This window comes from Aminobacter sp. MDW-2 (assembly GCF_014250155.1).
GTDB classification, from domain to species: Bacteria; Pseudomonadota; Alphaproteobacteria; order Rhizobiales; family Rhizobiaceae; genus Aminobacter; species Aminobacter ciceronei.
This window is the reverse complement of the sequence record NZ_CP060197.1, coordinates 4,788,698-4,810,671: the sequence shown is the minus strand read 5'-3', so window position 1 is coordinate 4,810,671 and position 21,974 is coordinate 4,788,698. Positions and strand designations below refer to the sequence as shown.

The window sequence follows — 21,974 nt, the reverse complement described above, 5'->3', positions numbered from 1 at the left end:
AATGCGGCGCGCGCCAGCGCTTCGCAGGTCATTCCTTCAGGGCTCCTCCTGCCCAGACGAGGTTCTCAGGACCAGATGGCTGCCGACATTCGTACGGCCCGCGCTGAAGATGTCGATGCGCTCGTCGCCATCGAGAACGCTGTCTTTCCGGGCGACAGGATCTCGCGCCGCTCCTTCCGCCAGCTGATCGATCACGAAACCGCCGAGGCGCTGGTTGCGGAAAGTGGCGGCCGTCTTGTCGGCTACGCCATGGTGCTGTTTCGTAAGGGCAGCGGCGTCGCCCGGCTCTATTCCTTTGCCATCGCCCCCGACTTCGGCGGCAAGGGCATCGGCCGCCTGCTGCTCGATGCTGCCGAAGACGTCGCCTACGGGCATGGCCGCATGCTTCTGAGGCTCGAGGTGCGCCAGGACAATGCCCGCGCTATCGGCCTCTATGAAAAGAACGGCTACCGCCGGATCGGCCACGAGCCCGACTATTACGAAGACGGCATGGCGGCCCTTCGCTACGAAAAGACGCTGCGCGGCGACGTGCCGGTGGCAACCAGGGTGCCGTTCTACGCCCAGACCTGTGATTTCACCTGCGGCCCGTGCTGCCTGATGATGGCGATGGCCAATTTCGACCGCACATTCGTACCCGACCCGGTGATGGAGGTCAGGCTGTGGCGTGAGGCGACCACCATCTTCATGATGTCGGGGCCGGGCGGCTGCGAGCCGTTCGGGCTGGCGGTGGCAGGGCACGAGGCCGGGCTTGGCGCCGAGATCTTCGTCTCGGCCGAAGGCGCCTTGTTCCTGCAGTCGGTGCGAACAGCCGAAAAGCGTCGGGTGATGGAGCTGGCCCAGGCCGATTTTCGCGCCCGCGCCGAGAAATACGCCATCCCCGTGACCTACCGTCCCTTCGCGCTCGACGACATCAGGGCCAGGCTGGCTCAGGGCAAGCTGGTGCTGGTGCTGATCTCGGGCTTCCTGATGTTCGGCAAGAAGGTGCCGCACTGGGTGCTGGCCATCGGCGACGATGGCGGCCACATCCTGATCCATGACCCCTGGATCGAGGACGAGCAGCGCGAGACGGCGTCGGACGCCGCCAACATTCCCGTCCCCTACGACATCTTCATGCGCATGGCGCAGTTCGGCCGCGACGGCCTGCGCGCCGCCATCACTCTCGGAAAGCCTTCGAAACGATGACCTGGGTCATTCTTACCGGCCGCCAAAGCGATCTCGACCAGACGGCGACGCCGCACAAGATCATCACCAACCGCGACTATCTCGCCCACCCCGCGCTGTTTCGCGGCCAGCGGCCGAAGATCATCAACCTGTCGAACCGTTATGCCTATCAGAGCCGGGGCTATTACGCCTCGCTGCTGGCCGGCTCGCGCGGCCACAAGGTGATCCCGACGGTCGAGACGATGATCGACCTGTCGGAACGCAAGCTCTATGAAAACGCGCTGCCCGAACTGGAGCTGGCGCTGAACAAGTGCCGCAAGGATCTCGGCGGCTCGTTTCCGGCCAAGGTGACGATCTTTTTCGGCATCGGCCCGTCCAAGGCCTGGGATCGCTTCAGCAGGCTGTTGTTCGACTGGTTCCGTGCGCCGGCGCTGGAGGTGGCGATCAAGGACGGCGAATGGGCCTCGATCCACAGAATAGGTTTTGCCGCACTCGGCCGGCTCGACGATGCCGACAAGAAGCGCTTCGTTGCGGCGCTCGAGACCTATACCAGCCGGGAGTGGCGCGACACCAAGGCGCGCACGCCGTCGCGCTACACCTTCGCCACGCTGATCGACCCCAACGAGCAGCTGCCGCCGTCGGAGATATCGTCGCTGCGCTACTGGGCCCGTATCGCCGAGAAGATGGGCGTCGAGGTCGAGCCGATCACCAAAAAGGACCTGGCCAAGCTCGCCAATTACGATGCGCTCCTGATCCGTGAGACGACCTCGATTTCCAACCACACCTACCGCTTCGCCCGGCGGGCGCAGCAGGAGGGCATGCCTGTCATCGACGATCCGCTGTCGATGATCCGCTGCACCAACAAGGTCTATCTCAACGAGCTGATGACCTACAACAACGTGCCGGTGCCGCCGACGGTGATGATTGCGGGTGTCTCGGACCTGCAGCTCGCCGCCGACACGCTTGGCTTTCCCTTGGTGCTGAAGATCCCCGATTCGTCGTTCTCGCGCGGCGTCAAGAAGGCGTCGAACTTTGACGAGCTGAAGGCGCTGGCAACCGCCTGGCTCGAGGATTCCGACCTGTTGATCGCGCAGAAGTTCATGCCGACGCAGTATGACTGGCGTGTCGGCGTGCTCGGCGGCCAGCCGCTGTTTGCCATCCACTATCTGATGGCCAAGAAACACTGGCAGATCGTCAACCACGACCGCGCCGGCAAGCCCGACGAGGGCGGCATCAAGACGTTCACGCTGAAGCATGCGCCGGTCCATGTCATCGACACCGCCGTGCGCGCCGCGCGCTGCATCGGCGACGGGCTCTACGGTGTCGACCTCAAGGAGACCAAGGAGGGTGTCTTCGTCATCGAGGTCAACGACAATCCCAACCTCGACCACGGCGTCGAGGACTCCGGCGAGAAGGACGAGGTCTGGGTGCGCCTGACCCAATGGTTCCTCGACCGGCTGGAGCGCAACGGCAAGTAGCCTCGGAAAACATTATACCGAACGGTTGACTATTCGTATTTGCAGCCATATATTATACCTTATGGTTGAGCATTCCGAACATCTTGACGCGATCTTCCACGCGCTGTCCGATCCGACCCGCCGGGCGATGCTCCAGGGTCTGGCCAAGGGGCCACGCAATGTCGGCGACCTCGCCGCACCCTTCGAGATGACGCTGGCTGCCGCCTCTAAGCACATCAAGGTGCTGGAGAAGGCCGGGCTGGTGCGCCGCAGCGTGCAGGGGCGCACCCATCTCTGCAGCCTCGACGCCATGCCGATGCATGCCGGCGTCGAGTGGATGCGGCACTACGAGAAATTCTGGAACCAGCAGCTCGACGTCCTCGAAGCCCTGCTCGTCGCCGAGGACCAGGCCGCGGCGAACAAACCATCCGAAACCACTGAAGCGAAGAAGAAAGGGAAAAGGTCATGAATATCCATACTTCTTACGGCGTCGTCACCGAGCCCGGAACCGTGCGCATCGAGCGCCTGCTGCCCGGCCCGGTCGAGCGCATCTGGAGCTATCTCACCGACTCCGAAAAGCGCAGCACCTGGCTTGCCGGCGGCCCGATGGAATTGCGCGCGGGCGGCAAGGTCGAGAACCGTTTCCGCAACTCCGAACTGACCCGCAACGACGATCCGCCGCCCGCCCATCTCGCCGCTTTCGCCGAACACCGGGTGCCGGGCGAGATCATCGCCTGCGAGCCGCCGCATCTTTTGGCCTATAGCTGGGGTGGGGCTGCGGAAGCCGGCGAAAGCTCCGAAGTGCGCTTCGAGCTCGAGCCGCGCAACGACAAGGTGCTGCTGACGGTCACCCATCGCCGGCTCACCGACCATGGCGCGATGCTCAATGTCGCCGCCGGCTGGCACACCCATCTCGGCATCCTGGCCGACAGACTCGAGGGCCGCGAACCCGACGGCTTCTGGCGCACCCACACAAGGCTTGTCGGCGAATATGCCGAGCGTATCGGCAGTGCGGGTGGAGCGTGACATGTCGCTCGTGAACCGCGTTGCGGTTGTCTATGGCGGCGGCGGCGCGATCGGCGGCGCCGCTGCCCGGGCCTTCGCCCGCGACGGGGCGCGTGTGTTCCTCGCCGGGCGGACGCGGGCGAAGATGGAGGCGGTTGCCGGCGACATCCGGGCGCTGGGCGGTGACGTCGATATCGCCGTCGTCGACGCGCTCGACGAGGACGAAGTCGAACGCCACGCCGAGATGGTGGCGGCCAAAGCAGGCGGCATCGACATCGCGCTCAATGCCATCGGCATATCCCATGTCCAGGGCACGCCGCTGGCGGAGCTGTCCTATGCCGATTTCGAGCTGCCTGTCGCAGCCTACACCAGGACCAACTTCCTGACCGCGAAAGCGGTGGCGCGGCACTTCAGGGGCAGGGGCGTGATCCTGACCCTGTCGACACCGGGCGCGCGGCTGTCGGGTGCAGGCTTTCTCGGCAACGGCGTGGCAAGTGCGGCGGTGGAGGCGTTTTCGCGCATCCTCGCCGGCGAGCTCGGGGCGCAGGGCATCAGGGTGATCTGCCTCCGGCCCGACGCCATCCCGGAAGCGATTGATGTTTCGCATGTCCGCGCGGCCTTCGAGGGTTTTGCGCTGCGCGCGGGCATGTCGGTCGACGACATGCTTTCCGCCCGCGCCGCCAGCGGGCCGTTGCTCAGGCGCTTTCCGACGCTGGCCGAGATCGGCGATTTCGCCGCCTTCGCCGCATCCGACCGTGCCGGCGCGATGACCGGGGCAATCGCCAATCTGAGCTGCGGCACGCTGGTCGACTGACCGCTTGCCAAGTTCCGTGCCCCCTGATCTTCTCCCACGGAGAGTTGGGGGCACGGACAAAAGATGCTTTTCTTTGTCATCGAGGATTTTCGCGGGCGCGACCCGAAGGCGATCTACCGCCGATTTCGCGACAAGGGACGGCTGGCACCCGAAGGCTTCATCGTTCACCACAGCTGGATCGCCGCCGACATGAGCCGCTGCTTCATGCTGGTGGAGGCCGAAAACGTCACGCTGCTGCAGCGCTGGGTCGTCGAATGGGCCGACCTTGTCGGCTTCGAGATCGTGCCGGTGGCATCGAGCAAAGATACCGCCGCGGGGCTGGCGCCCCATCTTTGAGCCGCGTGTGCTCGCGCGCCATATCAATCGAGACTTGCAAATGCCGCTTGCAAATGACCGGGCGGCTTGTTTTCCTGCCGATGCATTGGAGGCGTGCATGCGGCGGATTCTCTCTCTTGCTCTTGCGGTTGGAGCACTCGCGTCGCTGGGTGATGCATCGGCGGCCGAGCGCCGCTGCGGCTGGTACGCCAACCCGACGCCGGGCAATCTCTGGCTCATCGACAAGGATGCGACCTGGACGATCACATCGCAGGGCGAGGCCGACGGGCCCGACGCGGCCGGTGCCGACAAGGCGCCTGACTTCAATCCCAGGCAGTTCGTCGAGACCAATGTGCGGGGGGCCGGCTATGGTTATGGCTGCGCCTGCATGACCGTCGAGACCGATGCCGGCAACCAGCGCATTAGAAAGGTTTTTGCCGGTGACATCCTGCCGCTCGCCAGGTGCCGGGCCGACAAATCCTTGCCGCCGCCGCCGGATTGAGTGGCAAGGCCGTCCGGTCAGCCCGTGCATGGGCCCGGACCGAGCGGAATGCCGCAAGGCTATCGATGATTGAACATCAGGGGAAACAGGCATGGCATTGAGCGGTGCAAGCAACGACTACCAGCGCAAGCGGCAGCAGGGCGAGAGCGCCAGGGTCGAGTTCGTCGAGCTGTTTTTCGACCTCGTCTTTGTCTTTGCGGTGACGCAGCTGTCGCATTTCCTGCTCAAGCATCTGTCGGTGGCAGGCGCGCTCGAGGGACTGCTGATGCTGGTCGCCGTCTGGTGGGTGTGGAACTACACCGCCTGGGTGACCAACTGGCTCGACCCGCGCAAGGCGCCGGTGCGCGGCATGTTGTTTGCCCTGATGCTGGCCGGGCTGATGCTGTCGACCTCTATCCCCGAAGCGTTCGAGGGTCGTGGCCTGCAATTCGCGCTCGCTTATGTCGTCATGCAGGTCGGGCGCACCCTGTTCGTGATCTGGGCGCTGAAGAACCACAACCGCGACAACTATCTCAACTTCGTCCGCATCGGACTTTGGCTCACATTGTCGGGTGTGTTCTGGATATCAGGCGGACTGGCCGAGCCCGAGAACCGTTTCGCGCTGTGGGCGGTGGCCCTGCTGATCGAACTGGTGTCGCCGGCGCTCGGCTTCTGGACCCCCTGGCATGGCGCCTCGTCGACGACGGGCTGGGACGTCGAGGGCGGCCACATGGCCGAGCGCTCGGCACTGTTCATCATCATCGCGCTCGGCGAATCGATCCTGGTCTCCGGCGTGACCTTTGCCGAGCTCGAACTGAACTGGGTCAATCTGGCGGCATTCCTGACCACCTTCTTCGCCTCGGTGGCGATGTGGCTGGTCTATTTCAACGTCGGGCAGGAACTCGCCCACCACAAGATCGCCTCGGCCTCAGACACCGGCCAGATCGCCCGTGTCGCCTACACCTACATCCCGGTCATCCTGGTCGCCGGCATCATCGTCGTGGCGGTTTCGGACGAGCTGGTGCTTGCCCATCCGCTCGGCCATGCCGAGCCGGCGCTGATCTGGACGGCGATCGGCGGCTCGGCGCTCTATCTCGCCGGCAACCTGCTGTTCAAATTCTACGTCGTCGGCCGCGCGCCGCTGTCGCACATCATCGGCATCGCCATCCTTGCGGCCATGGTGCCCTTTGCCAGCCACCTGTCGCCGCTGGCGATCGGGGCGGCGACCACTGTCGTGATGGTGCTGGTTGCAGTGCTCGAACTCAGGGGGCAGCCGGCCAGACATCACGCGCATTAGCTCTGGACGAAGAACTGGAGCTCTGGACGAAGAACCGGAGCTCTGGACGAAGAACCGGCGCGGCCAGGCTTCTGGAACGGCACTCTGCCTCGTGTACTATCCCCCGAGGTTTCGCTCCGGGACGTTACGACATGATCCTCATCGGCCAGTATGACAGCCCTTTCGTCCGCCGCGTCGGCATCGCTCTCAGGCTCTACGGCATCCCGTTCCGGCATGAGACCTGGTCGGCCTTCGGCGACGCCGACAAGATCCGTGCCTACAACCCGCTGACCCGGGTGCCGACATTGGTGCTCGACAATGGCGAGGTGCTGATCGACAGCCACATGATGCTCGACTATCTCGACCACCTTGCGCCTTCAGGCGAGGCGATGTTCCCCCAGGCCGAGCCGGCCCGGCACCAGGCGCTGAAGATAGCGACGCTCGCCACCGGCGTCGGCGAGAAGGCGGTCAGCCTGTTCTACGAGAAGCGGCTGCACACCCATGTCTCGGAGGTCTGGGTCGAACGCTGCCGCACGCAGATCGCCTCGGTGCTGGCGGTGCTGGAGGCCGAGCGCGCCAAACGCGGCAGCGCCTACTGGTTCGGCGACCATATCGGCCATGCCGACATTGCCGTTGTCTGTGTGCTGCGCTTCATCAACGACGCCCATCAGGGCCTGCTCGACATGGCCGAATTCCCCGCCCTTGCCGCCGATGCAGCACGGCTGGAGGCAACGGCGGTGTTCAAGGAGATCAGCCAGGAGTTCATCCCGCCGGCCTGAGGATTTTCGGCAGAGCCTGCCCGGAAACAGACGGGCGGTTTTTCGCGTTCACGCCCTGAAAGCGCGCAGCTTCTCGATCGCGGCAAAACGTTTGAGGAAGGCCTCCTGCACACGTTTGGCCGGCTGCGGTGACAGCTCGAGCCCGTCGGCGGTGATGCCGCGCGGGCGGCCGAAGAACTCGGTCGCCTCGGTGACCGAAAAGCCGGCAAGCACTGTCGCCTCGAAATAGGCCGATATCTGGTCGGCGCGCTTGATGTCCTTCTTCAGGCCCTGGCCGATCTCGGCCGGTAGGCCGACACGCAGATGGATGGCGTGCTGCAGCCGCTCCTCGCAGCTTTTGTAGCCGCCGCCGACGACCGACTTGAACGGCGAGATCATGTCGCCGATGACATATTCCGGCCCGTCATGCAGCAGCGCCGCCAGCAGCGCCTCGGGTGCGGCATCCGGCACGATCCGGCGGAAGATCTGCTCGACAAGAAGCGAGTGCTGCGCCACCGAGAAGGCGTGGTCGCCCGAGGTCTGGCCGTTCCAGCGCGCGACACGCGCCAGGCCGTGGGCGATGTCTGATATTTCGACGTCGAGCGGCGAGGGGTCGAGCAGGTCGAGGCGGCGGCCCGACAGCATGCGCTGCCAGGCGCGGGGCGGGGCGCCGGGACGGTCGGCCATGGCTCAGGCGTCTTCCGCACTGGTGGCTTCGGGATAGGTGAAGCTGGCCCAGGCAGGGATGGCGAGCGCCACGGTGACGTCGCCGGCGGTGATGGCGCTGCCGGCGTCGAGTGCGGCCTTGACCCTGTCGATGCGGGCGATGGCGAGGCCGTTCGAGCCATCGACGGAGCCGAGCGTGCCCAGAACCTTGCCGTCGGCCTTAAGTTCGGTGCCCGGCGCCGGCAGGCCTGAAGCAGCCGAGACGAGCAGCACGCGGCGGCGGGCGGTGCCGCGATGTTGCATGCGCGACACGACCTCCTGGCCGATGAAACAGCCTTTCCTGAAACCGATGCCGCCCATCTGGTCGAGCAGCACGTCATGCGGGAAGGCGTCGGAGAGCGCGTAGTCGGGGCCGCTTTCGGCGACGCCATTGTCGATACGGAACGCGTGCCAGTCGGCCTCGGAGGCTTCCTGGGCGGTGGGGGCCGCGGGGGCAGTGCCGTAATGGCGGAAGACAGGCTGCTGGAAGCGGCTGTCGCGGACAGTTGAATCAGAGTGCGAAGCAGCTGAATCATCTTGCCACGTAACCGCAACAACAGCCTGATCCTGCTTGGAAATATCGGCCTTGGCACGCAGCCGGTAGAGCATCAGGCGGCGGACGAAATCATCCGCAATGTCGGCCCGGCATTCCAGCCTGAGCGCATTGTCTGTGCTGCGCGAGACCAGGAAATCGAACATGATCTTGCCTTGCGGGGCGAGCAGCGCGCCGGGTTTGGCCTCGTTGCGGCCAAGCGCATCGAGGTCGAGCGTCAGGATGTTCTGCAGAAAATGCTCGGCATCGGGGCCGGAAACATCGATGATGGCGCGGTCGGCGAGGATGGCTGTCGGCATGGACCTGATCTTGCATTTCGGAGAGCCATTACGTAAGCCGCAGGCAATTCCCAGACAAGGGCACGCGCGACATGGCTACCACCTTCGATCTCATCCTCAAGGGCGGCACGGTCGTCAATCATGACGGCAGCGGCGTTCGCGACGTCGGCGTCACCAATGGCAGGATCGCCGCCATCGGCGATCTCGGCCGCGCTTCGGCCGGCGAGACCATCGATTGCACCGGCCTGCACATCCTGCCCGGCGTCGTCGACAGCCAGGTGCATTTCCGCGAGCCGGGGCTGGAGCACAAGGAAGACCTGGAGAGTGGTTCGCGCGCGGCCGTTCTCGGCGGCGTCACCACAGTTTTCGAGATGCCCAACACCAACCCGCTGACGACGAGCGAAGCGACGCTGGCCGACAAGGTCAGCCGGGCGACCGCGCGCATGCATTGCGACTTCGCCTTCTGGGTCGGCGGCACCCGCGACAACGCCGGCGACGTCGCCGAGCTGGAGCGTCTGCCGGGTGCTGCCGGCATCAAGGTGTTCATGGGCTCGTCGACCGGCGACCTTCTGGTCGAGGACGACGAGGGTGTCGCTTCGATCCTGCGCAACACCCGCCGCCGTGCCGCCTTCCACTCGGAAGACGAGTTCCGCCTGCGCGAGCGCCAGAACCTGCGCGTCGAAAACGACCCGTCCTCGCACCCGATCTGGCGCGACGAGATCGCAGCACTTCAGTGCACCGAGCGGCTGGTGCGCATCGCCCGGCAAGAGCGCGCCCGCATCCATGTGCTGCACATCTCGACGGCGGAGGAAATCACCTTCCTCGAACAGCACAAGGACGTCGCCACCTGCGAAGCGACCCCGCATCATCTGACCATGAGCGCGGACGACTACGCCCGTCTCGGCACGCTGCTGCAGATGAACCCGCCGGTACGCGCAGCACGTCACCGCGACGGCATCTGGCACGGTATTTCGCAAGGTATCGTCGACGTGCTCGGCTCCGACCATGCGCCGCACACGCTGACTGAAAAGGCCAAGCCTTATCCGGCCTCGCCCTCGGGCATGACCGGCGTGCAGACGCTGGTGCCGATCATGCTCGACCACGTCAATGCGGGCCGGCTGACGCTGGAGCGCTTCGTGGACCTTGCGAGCCACGGCCCCAACCGCATCTTCGGCATGGCCCGCAAGGGCCGCATCGCCGCCGGCTACGACGCCGACTTCACCGTCGTCGACATGAAGCGCGAGCAGACCATCACCAACGCCCAGGCCGGCTCCAAGGCGGGCTGGACGCCTTATGACGGCAAGAAGGTCACCGGCTGGCCGGTCGGCACCATCGTCCGCGGCATCCGCGTCATGTGGGAAGCCGAGATCACCACGCCGTCGCAGGGCAGGGCGGTGGAGTTTTCGGAAGCCGTGGTGAAGTAGTCTTTCCTCCCGCCGTTCGTGGGCGAGATCGGACTGCAGGGCATGGGGGTCGCTCGGTCATGCGACCTCAATGGCTGACAATCCTGCCATCCGCGAGCGGCCTCTCCAATTCGTCATCCCAGTCCATGCCGTTGCTGGAAGATCGACTGGTGCGAAAGCCCTGTGAAAGCGAAGCCGGCGATCGGGAGTGCCCTCCACATTTGCCGGCCGTCAGCGCCGCCCCTCATCCAGCCCTTCGGGCCACCTTCTCCCCGTGAACGGGGCGAAGGAACGAGGGTCAATCACCCGCGACGAAAAACGCCCAGCGGCCTTCGGGAGTGATGCCGAGGCGATAGAAGACGTAGGCGCCATATTGCTTCATGTCTTCGTAGTCGCCGGCGGTGACGATCTTGAACAGCTCGACTTTCTGGCGCGGATCGAGCTTGTCGAGCGGGATGCCGAAGAAATAGGGCCAGACATAGAGGTCTTCGTCGGTGCCTTCGCCCAAATGGACGTAGCCGGCGTTCAGCACCTCTTCCATGATGGCGAGGATTTCCTGGCCTTCGCCGTCGCCTGATAGCCCCTTGATGAAGGCGATCGGATCGCCCTCGATGTCGCCGAACGACAATTGCGGCATCGCTTCGCCCTGGCCGACCAGCGGCCGCAGCTTTTCGATGTCGCCGGTCTTGGCGGCTTCGACCAAGAGGCTGCGCATGCGCGCCACCGGCTCGGGCAGGCGGCTGAGGTCGTAGACGATTTCGGGCAGCGGGCCTTCCGGATCGAGATTGGGGGCGGCGGGACCGGTGGCGCCGCCCGGTTCGGTGGGCGTGGCATCCGGTTCGGCCGGCTGGTCGTCGGCCGGTTGCTCGGAACCGGACGGTGCTTCGGTGCCTGCAGGTGCTTCGGTCCCTTGAGGTGCCGTGGTCGCCGGCGTCTGGATCGGGTCGGGCATCGGCACCGACTTTTCCGGCACGGCATCCTGGTCGGCGGCCGGCTTGGGCGGCATGACGGGGGCGGGGATTTCCTCGCGCTTGATTTCGGAAAGCGCAAAAGCCGTCGAGGCGTGAAGCGGCAGGACGAGCGAGGCGGCAAGGCCGAGAACGGCAAGTCGCAATGCGCCGCGGGGCGCAGTTTCAGTCTTTGGCCGCATCAGATCCCTGGCTCCGGTATTCCCGAGCGTTTGCCCCCTCTCGGGCCGACGCTGCAACGCTTTCAATCGCATGACCCCGCCCGGAATCATGTTCCGACAATGCGTGGTTACGCCCTCAATGTGCCAGCATGATGCCGAAACCGTGTCGGCTAGTCAAAGAAGTGGGGCGGCGCTCAATGCCGCAGGCGCACCGGCTCGAAGTCACCGGCTTCCACCCTGGCGCGCATGCGATCGAGCATGGCCAGTGCTGCAGGCTCGCCATTGGCGGCGACGATCTCGGCAAAAGCCGTGGCAAGGGCTGCTTCGGCGATGATCTCGGGCTCGATGCCGGCGGACAGGCCTTCGGCCCACGCCTCATTGTGGCTCTCGACAGCGGTCAGGCGCTTTTCTTCCCGAACCAGGGCGTCGATGTCGCTTACGCTTTGTTCCATTGCGGTCTTTCACCCTGCCCAGCGACCCGATGATTCGGATCAACTTGAGCTATCCCTTTAATGTCCCGTTAAGACACCTAGCACAATCGCCCGTTCGTGTACGGCAAGCAATGCCGGGAGAGTAAATAGCCTGTTAATTACCGAAGCGGGAGGCGATGTCGCGGCTCAAAGCCTCGCCTTCCTTCATGTAGCGGCTGATCGCTTCGGTCGCCGACGGCGTGCAGGCGGTGTAGGTGCCGTCGAAGGAGCGATAGCCCCGGTTGAAGGACGCGATGAACCGGGCGCGGCGCTCGGGCGAGGGGTCCTCGGCCTGCAGCAGCTTTTCCATCTCGCCGCGCCACTGGCTGCCCTTTTCGCCGCACAGATTGCGCAGGAAATGCAGCGAGCCGAGAACCTCGGCAAGGCGCATCAGGCCCGGCTCGAACGGCGCTTCGACGGCGCGCACCGGTGCTGCGAACGCGGTCGTCGCGGCAAGCGTGATAGCCATGATGTAGGTCGAAGCGCGCATCATAAGCTTTTGTGGCGAAACAATTTGTCCCCGGCAAGGCCGCCGAGGCCTCTATCCCTTTCGCTTTTCGTCGAAAAGCGGAATCCCTCGATCTTCGACTTGCGAAATCCTTGGGATGCGCGCTGCACGGTTTTCCTGGAATTGCGCTATGCCGGCAGTACGACCGCACCGCCGAGCAGTTCGAGCACGATTTCGAGCGTCGAATCGGTCAGCGGCAGGCGTTCGATCTCGGCGAGGTCGAAATAGGCGGCCTCGTCGGCATCGTCGGCGGCAACCGGTTCGCCTTCGAGGTGGCGGGCGCCGAAGACGGTGAGCAGGTAGACCGAGCCGCTGTCGTTGCGGCTGTCGATGAGCAGCTCGCGCAAGCGGACGAGGTCGCCGACCGCAATGCCCGTTTCCTCCATCAGCTCGCGGCGGGCGGCATCTTCCAGCGCCTCGCCTTCTTCGACACGTCCGCCGGGGAAGGCGTAGAGCCCTTTCGACGGCGCGCGGCCGCGGCGCACCAGCATGATCGAGCGGTCGCGCAGCACGGCGACGGAGACGGCAGGGATGATGGTCGCGTCGATCATGATTTTACCTCGGGCAATGCGTTCCATTGTGGAACAGCCGATCCTATCCGCTTTAGCGGTTGCGGCCGGCGCGATCCATCGCCACTTTCAGGCGATGAACCGGAACCTGACCTGATGTGCGGACGCATTGCGGTATTGGCGTCGCCCGACGCAACCTCCGCCTTTCTCGGGCTGGACGATCTCGAGAGCTTTCCGCCGCGCTACAATGTGGCGCCGACCCAGCCGATCCTGGTGGTGACGGCAGGGCCGCAGCGGCCGCCGGGCTCGAATCGCTCAGACCGCATGGCGCTTCTGGCGCGCTGGGGGCTGATCCCGGCCTGGACAAAGAACCCGGCCGACATGCCGCTGTTGATCAATGCGCGTTCCGAAACGGCGATCGAAAAAGCGTCGTTCAAGACCGCGATGCGCCACAGGCGGGCGCTGATCCCTGTCTCGGGTTTCTATGAGTGGAAAAAGCTGCCTGGCAACCGGCGCCAGCCCTATTGGCTGAGGCCGCGCAAGGGCGGGCTGGTGGCGCTGGCCGGGCTGATGGAGACGTGGAGCGAGCCGGGCGGCTCGGAGATCGACACCGCGGCGATCCTGACCACCGGTGCCAGCGCCGACATCATGCATATCCACGACCGCATGCCTGTGGTGATCCAGCCGGAGGATTTTGCCCGCTGGCTCGACTGCCGCACCCAGGAGCCGCGCGATGTCGCCCGTCTGATGCGGCCGGCGCAGCCGGATTTCTTCGAGCAGATCCCGGTGTCGGAGCTGGTCAACAAGGTCGCCAATACAGGGCCGGAGATCCAGGCGCGGGTCGAGCCGCTGCCTGAAGCAGCACCTGAGCGGGCGGCGAAGCCGAAGCCGGAGAAGCAAAAGCCCGATGACGGCCAGATGACGCTGTTCTGATTGCAGCAGAACAGCGCGCTGCTGGGCGCTCTGGCATCATCAATCCCTGCATCCTGCCTGCCGGAATTCGATTTTGATTTTCCGGGCAGTGCATTAGAAGAGCGGCGTGTCCACGCCCATTCTCACCGCCGCCATCTCCGGATTCCTGCTTGGTGCCTCGCTGATCATCGCCATCGGCGCGCAGAACGCGTTCATCCTGCGCCAGGGGCTGCTGCGCCAGCATGTCTTCATCCTCAGCCTGATCTGTGCCGCCTCGGATGCGTTGCTGATCGGCATCGGCGTCGCCGGGCTAGGCACGCTGATTTCGCAGTCGCCGCGCCTGATATCAGTGGTGACGGTCGGCGGCGCGCTGTTCCTGTTTGCATATGCGATCATTGCCTTCCGCCGCGCCATGAAGCCGGCTGCAATGCAGGCGGCAAAATCGGTCGGGACGAAGCTATGGCCTGCGGTCGCCGCCTGTCTCGCCTTCACCTTCCTCAACCCGCATGTCTATCTCGACACGGTGGTGCTGCTGGGCAGCCTTTCGGCAGCCCATGAAGGACAGGCGCGCCTTGCCTATGGCATCGGCGCTGCATTCGCATCGTTCGTCTGGTTTTTCGGGCTCGGCTATGGCGCCCGGCTGCTGGAGCCGGTCTTTGCCCGGCCTGCCGCGTGGCGCGTGCTCGATGTGCTGATCGGCATGGTGATGGCGGCGATCGGCCTGAGCCTTTTAGGCAGCCTTGTTTAGCTTGGCGGCCGTCTTGTCTTTCTTCGGCGCGCAGATCAGCGCGGCAAGAATTGCGGCGGGGCCGATGGCCCGGTAGTGCTTGGTCAGTTCGGCGTACTGGTGACGCGCTCGGTCCTGGTCGGATTGTTTTCGTTTCATCGGTCTCTTCCCTAAAGTCAGCTCTGTTGAGTGCGGCTGCATTTGCTTACGGATTCGGTCGAATTCGTGGCAGTGCGGCGCCTTTTATCCGGGCGATGTTTCATTACGGTGCCGGGATGTTTAACAAAGTGTTTCAGTACCGCTTCCGTTCCGGTCCGGGCGGTAAAGTTTCATGTCGATGCGTCTTGACGGCAACAGCCCGCTGAGGCGATAAAGCCCCTGATGAAAACGTCTTTCGCCATTTCCGGCATTTGTTTTATTGGCTAGCGTTCGCGCTGGTCAGGACGTTTTCGCCTCATCTTCACACGAGACAGGTTGAACGCCCGGGCCAGCAGGCCACGGCGCCGCGCGTCCTTACGGGCACGCCGTGAAACTGAAGGCACGGCGCCGCGCGTCCGTTTGGATGCGCAAAGGACGCCGTGAAACTGAAGGCACGGCGCCGCGCGTCCGTTTGGACGCGCAAAGGACGCCGTGAAACTGAATTTGCGTGCATGATCCTTGGCGAAAATCGGAGATTTTCGGGGCTACGCACACGGGGAGAACCATGTCTGACGCATTCAAGGGCTTGCGCCTTACCAACACGCTGACACGCACGAAGGAGGACTTCGTGCCGATCGATCCGCAAAACGTGCGGATGTATGTCTGCGGCCCGACGGTTTACGACTTCGCCCATATCGGCAATGCGCGCCCGGCGATCGTCTTCGACGTGCTGTTCCGCCTGCTGCGCCATGTCTATGGCGACGACCACGTCACCTATGTGCGCAACCTCACCGACCTCGACGACAAGATCAACGCCCGCGCCTTGCGCGATTTTCCTGATCTGCCGCTCAATGAGGCGATCCGGCGGGTCACCGAAAAGACCGCCAACCAGTACCAGGCCGACGTCAAGGCGCTCGGTTGCCTCGAGCCTTCAGTCGAGCCCAGGGCGACCGAGTTCGTGCTCGCGCGGCCGGACGGCAAGACGGATATGGTGTCGTTGATTCAACGCCTGATCGAACGCGGCCATGCCTATGAAGCGCAAGGCGAAGTGCTGTTCGACACCGGCTCGATGGAAGATTATGGCCAGCTGTCGAAGCGCAATCTCGACGAGCAGCAGGCCGGCGCCCGCGTCGAGGTCGAGGCGCACAAGAAGAACCCCGGCGACTTCGTGCTGTGGAAGGCGTCTTCACCCGAGGAGCCGGGCTGGGATAGTCCCTGGGGCCGCGGCCGCCCGGGCTGGCACATCGAGTGCTCGGCGATGTCGGCCGCTTATCTCGGCGAGGTCTTCGACATCCATGGCGGCGGGCTCGACCTGATCTTCCCGCACCACGAGAACGAGATCGCCCAGTCGCGCTGCGCCCACGGCACCGAGGTGATGGCCAATTACTGGCTGCACAACGGCTTCCTGCAGGTCGAGGGCCAGAAGATGTCCAAGAGCCTGGGCAATTTCTATTCGATCCACGAACTGCTCGCGACGGAGAATTTCGGCGGCCGCACCTGGCCGGGCGAGGTGCTCAGGCTGGCGATGCTGATGACGCATTACCGCGAGCCGATCGACTTCTCGCTGCGCAAGCTGGAGGAAGCCGAAAACACATTGCGCAAATGGAAGCGTGCGGCCGACAGCGCCGGCGAGGCCGAAGCCGAGGTGCCGGCGGCACTGATCGCCGCATTGAGCGACGACCTTGCCACGTCGAGCGTCTTCCAGGGCCTGTCGCAGCTGGCCGGCGAGGCGGCCGGCAATGTCCAAGCCGCGGCCGAACTCAAGGCAGCGCTGCTGTTCCTCGGCTTCGGGCTCGAGGCGGCCGCGGTCGACGAGGCGGCGGTCGCGGTTACCATCGCGCGGCGGCTGGAGCTGATCAACGCCAAGAACTGGGCCGAAGCCGATCGCATCCGCGACGAACTTCTGGCCCAGGGCGTCCAGCTCAAGGACGGCAAGGACGCGGTCACGGGTGAGCGCGTGACGACGTGGGAAGTGAAGCGGTGATGACGGCGGGGCAGGATAGGGTGGCAATGGCTGCGGGACAGCGCCCCCCTCTGTCCTGCCGGACATCTCCCCCACGAGGGGGGAGATCAGCCTTCATGCCGGCTTTCGCCAATCGCCGACATCGCAGGATGAGCGGTCTGAGCGCAGCTGCCAATCTCCCCCCTCGTGGGGGAGATGCCCGGCAGGGCAGAGGGGGGCAACGTAGGGCTACGACCTCACCAAGGGGGCATCGCTGATGCCACACACGCCGGTCGCGCCCGCCAACCGCAAGAATGCCAAGTCGATGCGTCGGAAGATGACCGATGCCGAGTTGAAGCTGTGGAATGAGCTGCGCGCCCACCGGTTGATGGGGCTCGGATTTCGTCGCCAGTATCCAGTTGCAGGCTACATCGTCGATTTCGCTTGCCCGACACACAAGCTGATCGTTGAGCTGGACGGCTCACAGCATGCTGAACCGGCCAATGCGGAGGTCGATGCCGTCCGAACCCACCGCCTGGAACAGGACGGCTGGACCATTCTCCGCTTCTGGAACGATGACGTTGTTCGCGATATGGATAACGTCTGCCAGAACATTGTGATCTCGGCCGGGATGGCCGTCCGCATGACGGAGGAGTTCGTGCAATGATCGACCATACGGGAATTTCAGTCGCCGATTTCGACAAGGCGCAGGCGTTTTACGACAAGGCGTTCGCGCCGCTGGGGGCACAGCTTCTGATGATGGTGCCGGGCGAATATACCGGCGGGGTCAAGGTCGGCGGTTATGGCCGCGAGCGGCCGGTGTTCTGGCTGCACGAGGCGCCGGCCGGACCGGGGCGGCATTATGCGTTCACCGCGCGCAGCCGGGCCGAGGTCGATGCGTTTTATGCCGCCGCCATCGCCGCCGGCGGACGGGACAATGGCGGGCCGGGGCTGAGGCCGCATTACCATCCCGACTATTACGCCGCCTTCGTCTTCGATCCCGACGGCAACAACATCGAGGCGGTGTGCCATGTCCCGGCGTGAGGATTTGAAGCGTGAGGGTTTGAAGCGTGAGGGTTTGACGCGATGAGCCTCGACAACAGGCCGCATTATTCCGGCGGGTGCCAGTGCGGCGCCGTGCGTTTCCATGTCGACGGCAAGCTCGGCGCCGCCTCGGTCTGCCATTGCCGCATGTGCCAGAAGGCGTTCGGCAATTTTTATGCGCCGCTGGTTTCGGTGCATCGCGACTCCAGGCTCGTCTGGACGCGTGGCGAGCCGAAGCGGTTTCGCTCGTCGAATTTCGGCCTGCGCGGCTTCTGCGGCGACTGCGGCACGCCGCTGACCTACGAGGCACCCGACGGCGTGGCGCTGGCGATCGCCGCCTTCGACGAGCCGGAGGAGATCGCGCCGACGATGCAGTGGGGGCTCGAGGGCAAGCTGCCCTATGTCGACAATATCCACGAGCTCGAGGGCTATTCGACCGAAGAGGACCCTGACGCTGCCGACTTCGTCAACGACATCGTCTCGTTCCAGCACCCCGACCACGACACCGAGACCTGGCCGCCGGAGGAGCGCACATGACCGTTACGACAGGCGGTTGCCAGTGCGGTGCCGTGCGCTACCGCATCGACCAGGCGCTGGAGAATGCGCATATCTGCCATTGCCGCATGTGCCAGAAGGCATCGGGCAACTACTTCCAGCCGCTGGCGCGCACGCCGAAGGCGAAGTTTTCGGTGACGCGCGGCGAGATCGGCTGGTTCCGCTCGTCCGACATCGTGCGCCGCGGCTTCTGCCGCGACTGCGGCACGCCGCTTCTGTTCGACGTGATCGACCGTGACACGATCAATGTCGTGCTCGGTGCGCTCGACCATCCCGAAGCGGTGAAGCCGACATTCCAGTGCGGATCCGCCGAGAAGATGCCATGGTTCGGCGGACTCGACACGGTCGAATTGTCAGACGATGAAACCGCCTGGTACGCGGCGGTTGCCCCTTCGAACCACCAGCACCCCGACCACGACACTGAACAATGGCCAGCGGAGAAAAGGTCATGACCGAGACTGCAAGGACAGGCGGCTGCCAGTGCGGCGCCGTCCGCTTCCGTATCCACGGCGCGCTGGGGCGCAGCTCGATCTGCCATTGCCGCATGTGCCAGAAGCAGTTCGGCTCGTTCTTCGGCGCCTTCGTCGCGGTGCCGGTGGATGGCGTCGAGTGGATCCGCGAGGAGCCGAGCTACTTCCAGTCGTCGATCAACATATCGCGCGGCTTCTGCCAGCGCTGCGGCACGCCGATGGCCTACCGCCACGCGGAAGGCCTCGAACTGTCGATCGGCTCGTTCGACGACCGCTCCGACCTCGCGCCGACGATCCAGATCAATCATGGTTTCCGCCTGCCCTGGGTCGAGACGATCTTCGACCAGCCGGTGCTCGACAATCCCGACTATTACCAGCGGCAGGAGCAGATCATCTCCTTCCAGCATCCCGATGAAGAGACGGCCCATTGGCCGGAGCATGGACTGAAGATATGACGACTGAGCTGCGCGGCCTCTATCCCGAGATCGAACCCTTCGACAGCGGCATGCTCGATGTCGGCGACGGCCATCAGGTCTATTGGGAACGTTCGGGCACCAAGGGCGGCAAGCCGGCGGTGTTCCTGCATGGCGGCCCGGGCGGCGCGACCTCGCCCAAGCATCGCCGCCTGTTCGACCCCAAGCTGTACGACATCATGCTGTTCGACCAGCGCGGCTGCGGCAAGTCTTTGCCCAACGCCTCGCTCGACGCCAACACCACCTGGCATCTGGTCGCCGACATCGAGCGGCTGCGCGAGATGGCCGGCCACGACACATGGCTGGTGTTCGGCGGCTCCTGGGGCTCGACGCTGGCGCTCGCTTATGCCGAGACGCATCCGGATCGCGTCAGCGAACTGGTGGTGCGCGGCATCTACACGCTGACCCGCGCCGAGCTCGACTGGTATTACCAGTTCGGCGTCTCCGAAATGTTTCCCGACAAATGGGAGCGTTTCGTCAAGCCGATCCCGGAGGCCGAGCGCGGCGACATGATGGGCGCCTACCGCAAGCGCCTCACCGGCGACAACCGCAAGGCCAAGGTCGAGGCAGCTTTGGCCTGGAGCCTGTGGGAAGGCGAGACGATCACGCTTCTGCCCGACCCCGACACGTCAGGCAAGTTTGGCGAGGACGACTTCGCCGTCGCTTTCGCCCGCATCGAGAACCACTATTTCGTCCATGCCGGCTGGATGGAGGAAGGCCAGCTGATCCGCGACGCCCACAGGCTGCGCGACATTCCCGGTGTCATCGTCCATGGGCGTTATGACATGCCGTGCCCGGCCAAATATGCCTGGGCACTGCACAAGGCCTGGCCCGAGGCGGAGTTCCACCTGATCGAGGGCGCCGGTCACGCTTATTCGGAACCGGGCATATTGGACCAGCTGGTCCGGGCGACCGACAGGTTTGCAGGGAAAACGTCGTGACCGCTTCCGCCCTACGTTGCCCCCCTCTGTCCTGCCGGCCCCCACAAGTGGGGAGATCAGCTGGCATGCCGGCTTTCGCCAATCGCCGGCGTTGCAGGACGGAGCGAGGCGTCAATACTGCCGATCTCCCCCCTCGTGGGGGAGATGTCCGGCAGGACAGAGGGGGGCGCCAAAGGGCGCTGGCCCCCAAGGACAGACGGGGGTGCCATAGGGCGCTAGCCCACAAGGTGTTGCCATGAAAGAACGCATCTATCTCTTCGACACGACATTGCGCGACGGCCAGCAGACGCCGGGCATCGACTTTTCCGTCGAGGACAAGATCGCGATCGCGGCGATGCTCGACGAGTTCGGCCTCGATTATGTCGAGGGCGGTTATCCCGGCGCCAACCCGACCGACACCGCCTTCTTTGAGGAAAAGCGGACCAGGCGGGCGAAGTTCGTCGCCTTCGGCATGACCAAGCGGGCAGGGGTGTCTGCCTCCAACGATCCGGGCCTGGCAACCCTGCTGCAGGCCAAGGCCGACGGCATCTGCTACGTTGCCAAGAGCTGGGACTACCATGTCCGCGTCGCCCTCGGCGTCACCAATGAGGAAAACCTTGAAACGATCCGCGCTTCGGTCGAGGCGGCGCGTGCCGCCGGCCGCGAGCCCCTGGTCGACTGCGAGCACTTCTTCGACGGTTTCAAGGCCAATCCCGACTACGCGCTGGCCTGCGCGCGGACGGCCTATGACGCCGGCGCGCGCTGGGTGGTGTTGTGCGACACCAATGGCGGCACCCAGCCGTCGGAGGTGCGCGACATCGTCGCCCAGGTGATCGCCGCGGGCATTCCGGGCGCCAATCTCGGCATCCACGCCCATGACGATACCGGCCAGGCGGTGGCCAATTCGCTGGCGGCGATCGAAGCCGGCGTGCGCCAGGTGCAGGGCACGATCAACGGCATCGGCGAGCGCTGCGGCAACGCCAATCTGGTCACCATCGTCCCGACGCTGGCGCTCAAGCCGCATTTCGCCGAACGTTTCGAAACCGGCGTCTCGGCCGTGGCGCTGGCGGGCCTTTCCAGGCTGTCGCGCGCCTTCGACGAATTGCTCAACCGCGCACCGGAGGCGCAGGCGCCTTATGTCGGCGCATCGGCCTTTGCCACCAAGGCAGGCATCCACGCCTCGGCGATCGTCAAGGAGCCGAAGACCTACGAGCATGTGCCGCCGGAGACGGTGGGCAACCGCCGCAAGGTCATGGTGTCGGACCAGGGCGGCAAGGCCAACTTCATCGCCGAGCTCAGGCGGCGCGGCATCGACGTGCCCAAGGATAGCAGCCGGCTCGATGCGCTGATCGCGGTGGTGAAGGAGCGCGAGGCCGAGGGTTATGCCTATGAAGGGGCGGATGCCAGCTTCGAGCTTCTGGCGCGCGGCATGCTGCACAGCCTGCCGGATTTCTTCCGGGTGACCTCGTTCCGCTGCCTCGTCGAGCGCCGTTTCGACGCCAATGGCAATCTCAAGACCGTGTCGGAAGCCGTGGTCAAGGTGATGGTCGACGGCGAGGAAAAGATGTCGGTGGCCGAAGGCGACGGCCCGATAAATGCACTCGACATCGCCTTGCGCAAGGATCTCGGCAAGTTCCAGGACGAGATCGGCGACCTCGAGCTCGTCGACTACAAGGTGCGTATCCTCAATGGCGGCACCGAGGCGATCACGCGCGTGCTGATAGAATCGCATGACTCGACCGGCGCCCGCTGGTGGACCGTCGGCGTGTCGACCAACATCATCGACGCCTCGTTCCAGGCGCTGATGGATTCGATCATCTACAAGCTGATGAAGAACCGCGAGATGGCCGGGCTGGTGGCGGCCGAATAGGCGCGGTGAGCGATGATGGGCCAGCCGCAGCGGCTGGCCCTGTCGATTGATCCATCAACGAAAAGCGGGTGGACCATCACTATTTTGAAATGGCATGCGCT

General features: G+C 64.7%; 27 protein-coding genes. 20 read left to right on the top strand and 7 right to left on the bottom strand.

Features of this window, described 5'->3' with window-relative positions; translation table 11 throughout:
- The first annotated feature begins 75 nt into the window (after positions 1-75).
- From H5P29_RS23805 to H5P29_RS23765, 9 genes are all read left to right on the top strand, one after another.
- Positions 76-1,182: a peptidase C39 family protein gene (locus H5P29_RS23805; protein WP_154385053.1), complete on the top strand. Its 1,107-nt coding sequence runs from the start codon at positions 76-78 to the stop codon at positions 1,180-1,182.
- Positions 1,179-2,639, top strand: a complete 1,461-nt coding sequence (locus H5P29_RS23800) for a RimK family protein (protein ID WP_154385054.1) — start codon at positions 1,179-1,181, stop codon at positions 2,637-2,639. Before H5P29_RS23805 ends, H5P29_RS23800 begins: the two co-directional genes overlap by 4 nt.
- Before the next feature lie 61 nt (positions 2,640-2,700).
- Positions 2,701-3,087 (top strand): helix-turn-helix transcriptional regulator, encoded by a 387-nt coding sequence (locus tag H5P29_RS23795; RefSeq protein ID WP_154385055.1) that lies wholly within the window; start codon positions 2,701-2,703, stop codon positions 3,085-3,087.
- Complete coding sequence (locus H5P29_RS23790) at positions 3,084-3,644, top strand: SRPBCC family protein (RefSeq protein WP_154385056.1); 561 nt, start codon at positions 3,084-3,086, stop codon at positions 3,642-3,644. Before H5P29_RS23795 ends, H5P29_RS23790 begins: the two co-directional genes overlap by 4 nt.
- 1 nt (position 3,645) lies before the next feature.
- Positions 3,646-4,437, top strand: coding sequence for an SDR family NAD(P)-dependent oxidoreductase (locus H5P29_RS23785; protein ID WP_154385057.1), 792 nt, complete (start codon positions 3,646-3,648; stop codon positions 4,435-4,437).
- A gap of 63 nt (positions 4,438-4,500) precedes the next feature.
- Complete coding sequence (locus H5P29_RS23780) at positions 4,501-4,773, top strand: DUF3303 domain-containing protein (RefSeq protein ID WP_154385058.1); 273 nt, start codon at positions 4,501-4,503, stop codon at positions 4,771-4,773.
- A gap of 97 nt (positions 4,774-4,870) precedes the next feature.
- Positions 4,871-5,254 (top strand): DUF4087 domain-containing protein, encoded by a 384-nt coding sequence (locus H5P29_RS23775; protein ID WP_154385059.1) that lies wholly within the window; start codon positions 4,871-4,873, stop codon positions 5,252-5,254.
- 91 nt (positions 5,255-5,345) lie between these two features.
- The gene (locus H5P29_RS23770; RefSeq protein ID WP_154385060.1) at positions 5,346-6,530 is read left to right on the top strand and encodes a low temperature requirement protein A; all 1,185 of its coding nucleotides are present in this window, start codon (positions 5,346-5,348) and stop codon (positions 6,528-6,530) included.
- Between the two features lie 131 nt (positions 6,531-6,661).
- Positions 6,662-7,288, top strand: coding sequence for a glutathione S-transferase family protein (locus H5P29_RS23765; protein ID WP_154385061.1), 627 nt, complete (start codon positions 6,662-6,664; stop codon positions 7,286-7,288).
- Between the two features lie 48 nt (positions 7,289-7,336).
- On the opposite strand, the gene H5P29_RS23760 is transcribed toward H5P29_RS23765, so the two are convergent.
- Together H5P29_RS23760 and H5P29_RS23755 are read right to left on the bottom strand one after the other, a co-directional pair.
- Entirely contained in the window at positions 7,337-7,954 is a 618-nt protein-coding gene (locus tag H5P29_RS23760; RefSeq protein ID WP_154385062.1) for an HD family hydrolase, read from the bottom strand.
- A gap of 3 nt (positions 7,955-7,957) precedes the next feature.
- The gene (locus H5P29_RS23755; protein ID WP_154385063.1) at positions 7,958-8,824 is read right to left on the bottom strand and encodes a folate-binding protein YgfZ; all 867 of its coding nucleotides are present in this window, start codon (positions 8,822-8,824) and stop codon (positions 7,958-7,960) included.
- Between the two features lie 71 nt (positions 8,825-8,895).
- On the opposite strand from H5P29_RS23755, the gene H5P29_RS23750 reads away from it, so the two are divergent.
- A complete protein-coding gene (locus H5P29_RS23750; RefSeq protein ID WP_154385064.1) occupies positions 8,896-10,227 on the top strand; it encodes a dihydroorotase in 1,332 nt (443 codons plus the stop codon).
- A gap of 277 nt (positions 10,228-10,504) precedes the next feature.
- Here H5P29_RS23750 and H5P29_RS23745 read toward each other — a convergent pair whose 3' ends face one another.
- The 4 genes from H5P29_RS23745 to H5P29_RS23730 form a co-directional block, all read right to left on the bottom strand.
- The gene (locus H5P29_RS23745; protein WP_154385065.1) at positions 10,505-11,356 is read right to left on the bottom strand and encodes a hypothetical protein; all 852 of its coding nucleotides are present in this window, start codon (positions 11,354-11,356) and stop codon (positions 10,505-10,507) included.
- Positions 11,357-11,529: 173 nt separating this feature from the next.
- Positions 11,530-11,787: a hypothetical protein gene (locus tag H5P29_RS23740; protein WP_067964147.1), complete on the bottom strand. Its 258-nt coding sequence runs from the start codon at positions 11,785-11,787 to the stop codon at positions 11,530-11,532.
- Positions 11,788-11,920: 133 nt separating this feature from the next.
- Positions 11,921-12,298: a TIGR02301 family protein gene (locus H5P29_RS23735; RefSeq protein WP_371818587.1), complete on the bottom strand. Its 378-nt coding sequence runs from the start codon at positions 12,296-12,298 to the stop codon at positions 11,921-11,923.
- A gap of 143 nt (positions 12,299-12,441) precedes the next feature.
- Positions 12,442-12,864, bottom strand: coding sequence for an NUDIX hydrolase (locus tag H5P29_RS23730; protein WP_154385066.1), 423 nt, complete (start codon positions 12,862-12,864; stop codon positions 12,442-12,444).
- Positions 12,865-12,978: 114 nt separating this feature from the next.
- Between H5P29_RS23730 and H5P29_RS23725 the strand changes: the two genes are divergently transcribed.
- Complete coding sequence (locus tag H5P29_RS23725) at positions 12,979-13,755, top strand: SOS response-associated peptidase (protein ID WP_154385067.1); 777 nt, start codon at positions 12,979-12,981, stop codon at positions 13,753-13,755.
- A gap of 118 nt (positions 13,756-13,873) precedes the next feature.
- Positions 13,874-14,482 carry a LysE/ArgO family amino acid transporter gene (locus tag H5P29_RS23720; RefSeq protein WP_185910421.1) on the top strand — a complete coding sequence of 203 codons (609 nt, stop codon included), beginning with the start codon at positions 13,874-13,876 and terminating at the stop codon, positions 14,480-14,482.
- Here H5P29_RS23720 and H5P29_RS23715 read toward each other — a convergent pair.
- On the bottom strand, positions 14,465-14,620 hold the full coding sequence (locus H5P29_RS23715) for a transcriptional regulator (RefSeq protein ID WP_154385068.1): 156 nt from the start codon (positions 14,618-14,620) through the stop codon (positions 14,465-14,467). The genes H5P29_RS23720 and H5P29_RS23715 overlap by 18 nt on opposite strands.
- A gap of 544 nt (positions 14,621-15,164) precedes the next feature.
- On the opposite strand from H5P29_RS23715, the gene cysS reads away from it, so the two are divergent.
- From cysS to cimA, 8 genes are all read left to right on the top strand, one after another.
- Positions 15,165-16,583, top strand: coding sequence for a cysteine--tRNA ligase (gene cysS / locus H5P29_RS23710; protein ID WP_154385069.1), 1,419 nt, complete (start codon positions 15,165-15,167; stop codon positions 16,581-16,583).
- A 235-nt stretch (positions 16,584-16,818) separates the two neighbouring features.
- On the top strand, positions 16,819-17,208 hold the full coding sequence (locus H5P29_RS23705) for an endonuclease domain-containing protein (protein ID WP_154385070.1): 390 nt from the start codon (positions 16,819-16,821) through the stop codon (positions 17,206-17,208).
- The gene (locus H5P29_RS23700) at positions 17,205-17,585 is read left to right on the top strand and encodes a VOC family protein (RefSeq protein WP_154385071.1); all 381 of its coding nucleotides are present in this window, start codon (positions 17,205-17,207) and stop codon (positions 17,583-17,585) included. The genes H5P29_RS23705 and H5P29_RS23700 overlap by 4 nt, the downstream gene beginning before the upstream one ends.
- 42 nt (positions 17,586-17,627) lie before the next feature.
- On the top strand, positions 17,628-18,122 hold the full coding sequence (locus H5P29_RS23695) for a GFA family protein (RefSeq protein ID WP_154385072.1): 495 nt from the start codon (positions 17,628-17,630) through the stop codon (positions 18,120-18,122).
- Positions 18,119-18,592, top strand: coding sequence for a GFA family protein (locus H5P29_RS23690; RefSeq protein ID WP_154385073.1), 474 nt, complete (start codon positions 18,119-18,121; stop codon positions 18,590-18,592). Before H5P29_RS23695 ends, H5P29_RS23690 begins: the two co-directional genes overlap by 4 nt.
- Positions 18,589-19,065 (top strand): GFA family protein, encoded by a 477-nt coding sequence (locus tag H5P29_RS23685; RefSeq protein WP_154385074.1) that lies wholly within the window; start codon positions 18,589-18,591, stop codon positions 19,063-19,065. The genes H5P29_RS23690 and H5P29_RS23685 overlap by 4 nt, the downstream gene beginning before the upstream one ends.
- Positions 19,062-20,024, top strand: a complete 963-nt coding sequence (pip, locus tag H5P29_RS23680; protein ID WP_067964126.1) for a prolyl aminopeptidase — start codon at positions 19,062-19,064, stop codon at positions 20,022-20,024. The genes H5P29_RS23685 and pip overlap by 4 nt, the downstream gene beginning before the upstream one ends.
- A gap of 235 nt (positions 20,025-20,259) precedes the next feature.
- Complete coding sequence (gene cimA / locus H5P29_RS23675) at positions 20,260-21,873, top strand: citramalate synthase (protein ID WP_154385075.1); 1,614 nt, start codon at positions 20,260-20,262, stop codon at positions 21,871-21,873.
- Positions 21,874-21,974 lie beyond the last annotated feature (101 nt).

Bases quoted from the DNA above. Each gene is read 5' to 3' on its own strand.
- H5P29_RS23805 (WP_154385053.1), top strand. From the start codon at position 76: ATGGCTGCCGACATTCGTACGGCCCGCGCTGAAGATGTCGATGCGCTC.
- H5P29_RS23800 (WP_154385054.1), top strand. From the start codon at position 1,179: ATGACCTGGGTCATTCTTACCGGCCGCCAAAGCGATCTCGACCAGACG.
- H5P29_RS23795 (WP_154385055.1), top strand. From the start codon at position 2,701: ATGGTTGAGCATTCCGAACATCTTGACGCGATCTTCCACGCGCTGTCC.
- H5P29_RS23790 (WP_154385056.1), top strand. From the start codon at position 3,084: ATGAATATCCATACTTCTTACGGCGTCGTCACCGAGCCCGGAACCGTG.
- H5P29_RS23785 (WP_154385057.1), top strand. From the start codon at position 3,646: ATGTCGCTCGTGAACCGCGTTGCGGTTGTCTATGGCGGCGGCGGCGCG.
- H5P29_RS23780 (WP_154385058.1), top strand. From the start codon at position 4,501: ATGCTTTTCTTTGTCATCGAGGATTTTCGCGGGCGCGACCCGAAGGCG.
- H5P29_RS23775 (WP_154385059.1), top strand. From the start codon at position 4,871: ATGCGGCGGATTCTCTCTCTTGCTCTTGCGGTTGGAGCACTCGCGTCG.
- H5P29_RS23770 (WP_154385060.1), top strand. From the start codon at position 5,346: ATGGCATTGAGCGGTGCAAGCAACGACTACCAGCGCAAGCGGCAGCAG.
- H5P29_RS23765 (WP_154385061.1), top strand. From the start codon at position 6,662: ATGATCCTCATCGGCCAGTATGACAGCCCTTTCGTCCGCCGCGTCGGC.
- H5P29_RS23760 (WP_154385062.1), bottom strand. From the start codon at position 7,954: ATGGCCGACCGTCCCGGCGCCCCGCCCCGCGCCTGGCAGCGCATGCTG.
- H5P29_RS23755 (WP_154385063.1), bottom strand. From the start codon at position 8,824: ATGCCGACAGCCATCCTCGCCGACCGCGCCATCATCGATGTTTCCGGC.
- H5P29_RS23750 (WP_154385064.1), top strand. From the start codon at position 8,896: ATGGCTACCACCTTCGATCTCATCCTCAAGGGCGGCACGGTCGTCAAT.
- H5P29_RS23745 (WP_154385065.1), bottom strand. From the start codon at position 11,356: ATGCGGCCAAAGACTGAAACTGCGCCCCGCGGCGCATTGCGACTTGCC.
- H5P29_RS23740 (WP_067964147.1), bottom strand. From the start codon at position 11,787: ATGGAACAAAGCGTAAGCGACATCGACGCCCTGGTTCGGGAAGAAAAG.
- H5P29_RS23735 (WP_371818587.1), bottom strand. From the start codon at position 12,298: ATGATGCGCGCTTCGACCTACATCATGGCTATCACGCTTGCCGCGACG.
- H5P29_RS23730 (WP_154385066.1), bottom strand. From the start codon at position 12,864: ATGATCGACGCGACCATCATCCCTGCCGTCTCCGTCGCCGTGCTGCGC.
- H5P29_RS23725 (WP_154385067.1), top strand. From the start codon at position 12,979: ATGTGCGGACGCATTGCGGTATTGGCGTCGCCCGACGCAACCTCCGCC.
- H5P29_RS23715 (WP_154385068.1), bottom strand. From the start codon at position 14,620: ATGAAACGAAAACAATCCGACCAGGACCGAGCGCGTCACCAGTACGCC.
- cysS (WP_154385069.1), top strand. From the start codon at position 15,165: ATGTCTGACGCATTCAAGGGCTTGCGCCTTACCAACACGCTGACACGC.
- H5P29_RS23705 (WP_154385070.1), top strand. From the start codon at position 16,819: ATGCCACACACGCCGGTCGCGCCCGCCAACCGCAAGAATGCCAAGTCG.
- H5P29_RS23700 (WP_154385071.1), top strand. From the start codon at position 17,205: ATGATCGACCATACGGGAATTTCAGTCGCCGATTTCGACAAGGCGCAG.
- H5P29_RS23695 (WP_154385072.1), top strand. From the start codon at position 17,628: ATGAGCCTCGACAACAGGCCGCATTATTCCGGCGGGTGCCAGTGCGGC.
- H5P29_RS23690 (WP_154385073.1), top strand. From the start codon at position 18,119: ATGACCGTTACGACAGGCGGTTGCCAGTGCGGTGCCGTGCGCTACCGC.
- H5P29_RS23685 (WP_154385074.1), top strand. From the start codon at position 18,589: ATGACCGAGACTGCAAGGACAGGCGGCTGCCAGTGCGGCGCCGTCCGC.
- pip (WP_067964126.1), top strand. From the start codon at position 19,062: ATGACGACTGAGCTGCGCGGCCTCTATCCCGAGATCGAACCCTTCGAC.
- cimA (WP_154385075.1), top strand. From the start codon at position 20,260: ATGAAAGAACGCATCTATCTCTTCGACACGACATTGCGCGACGGCCAG.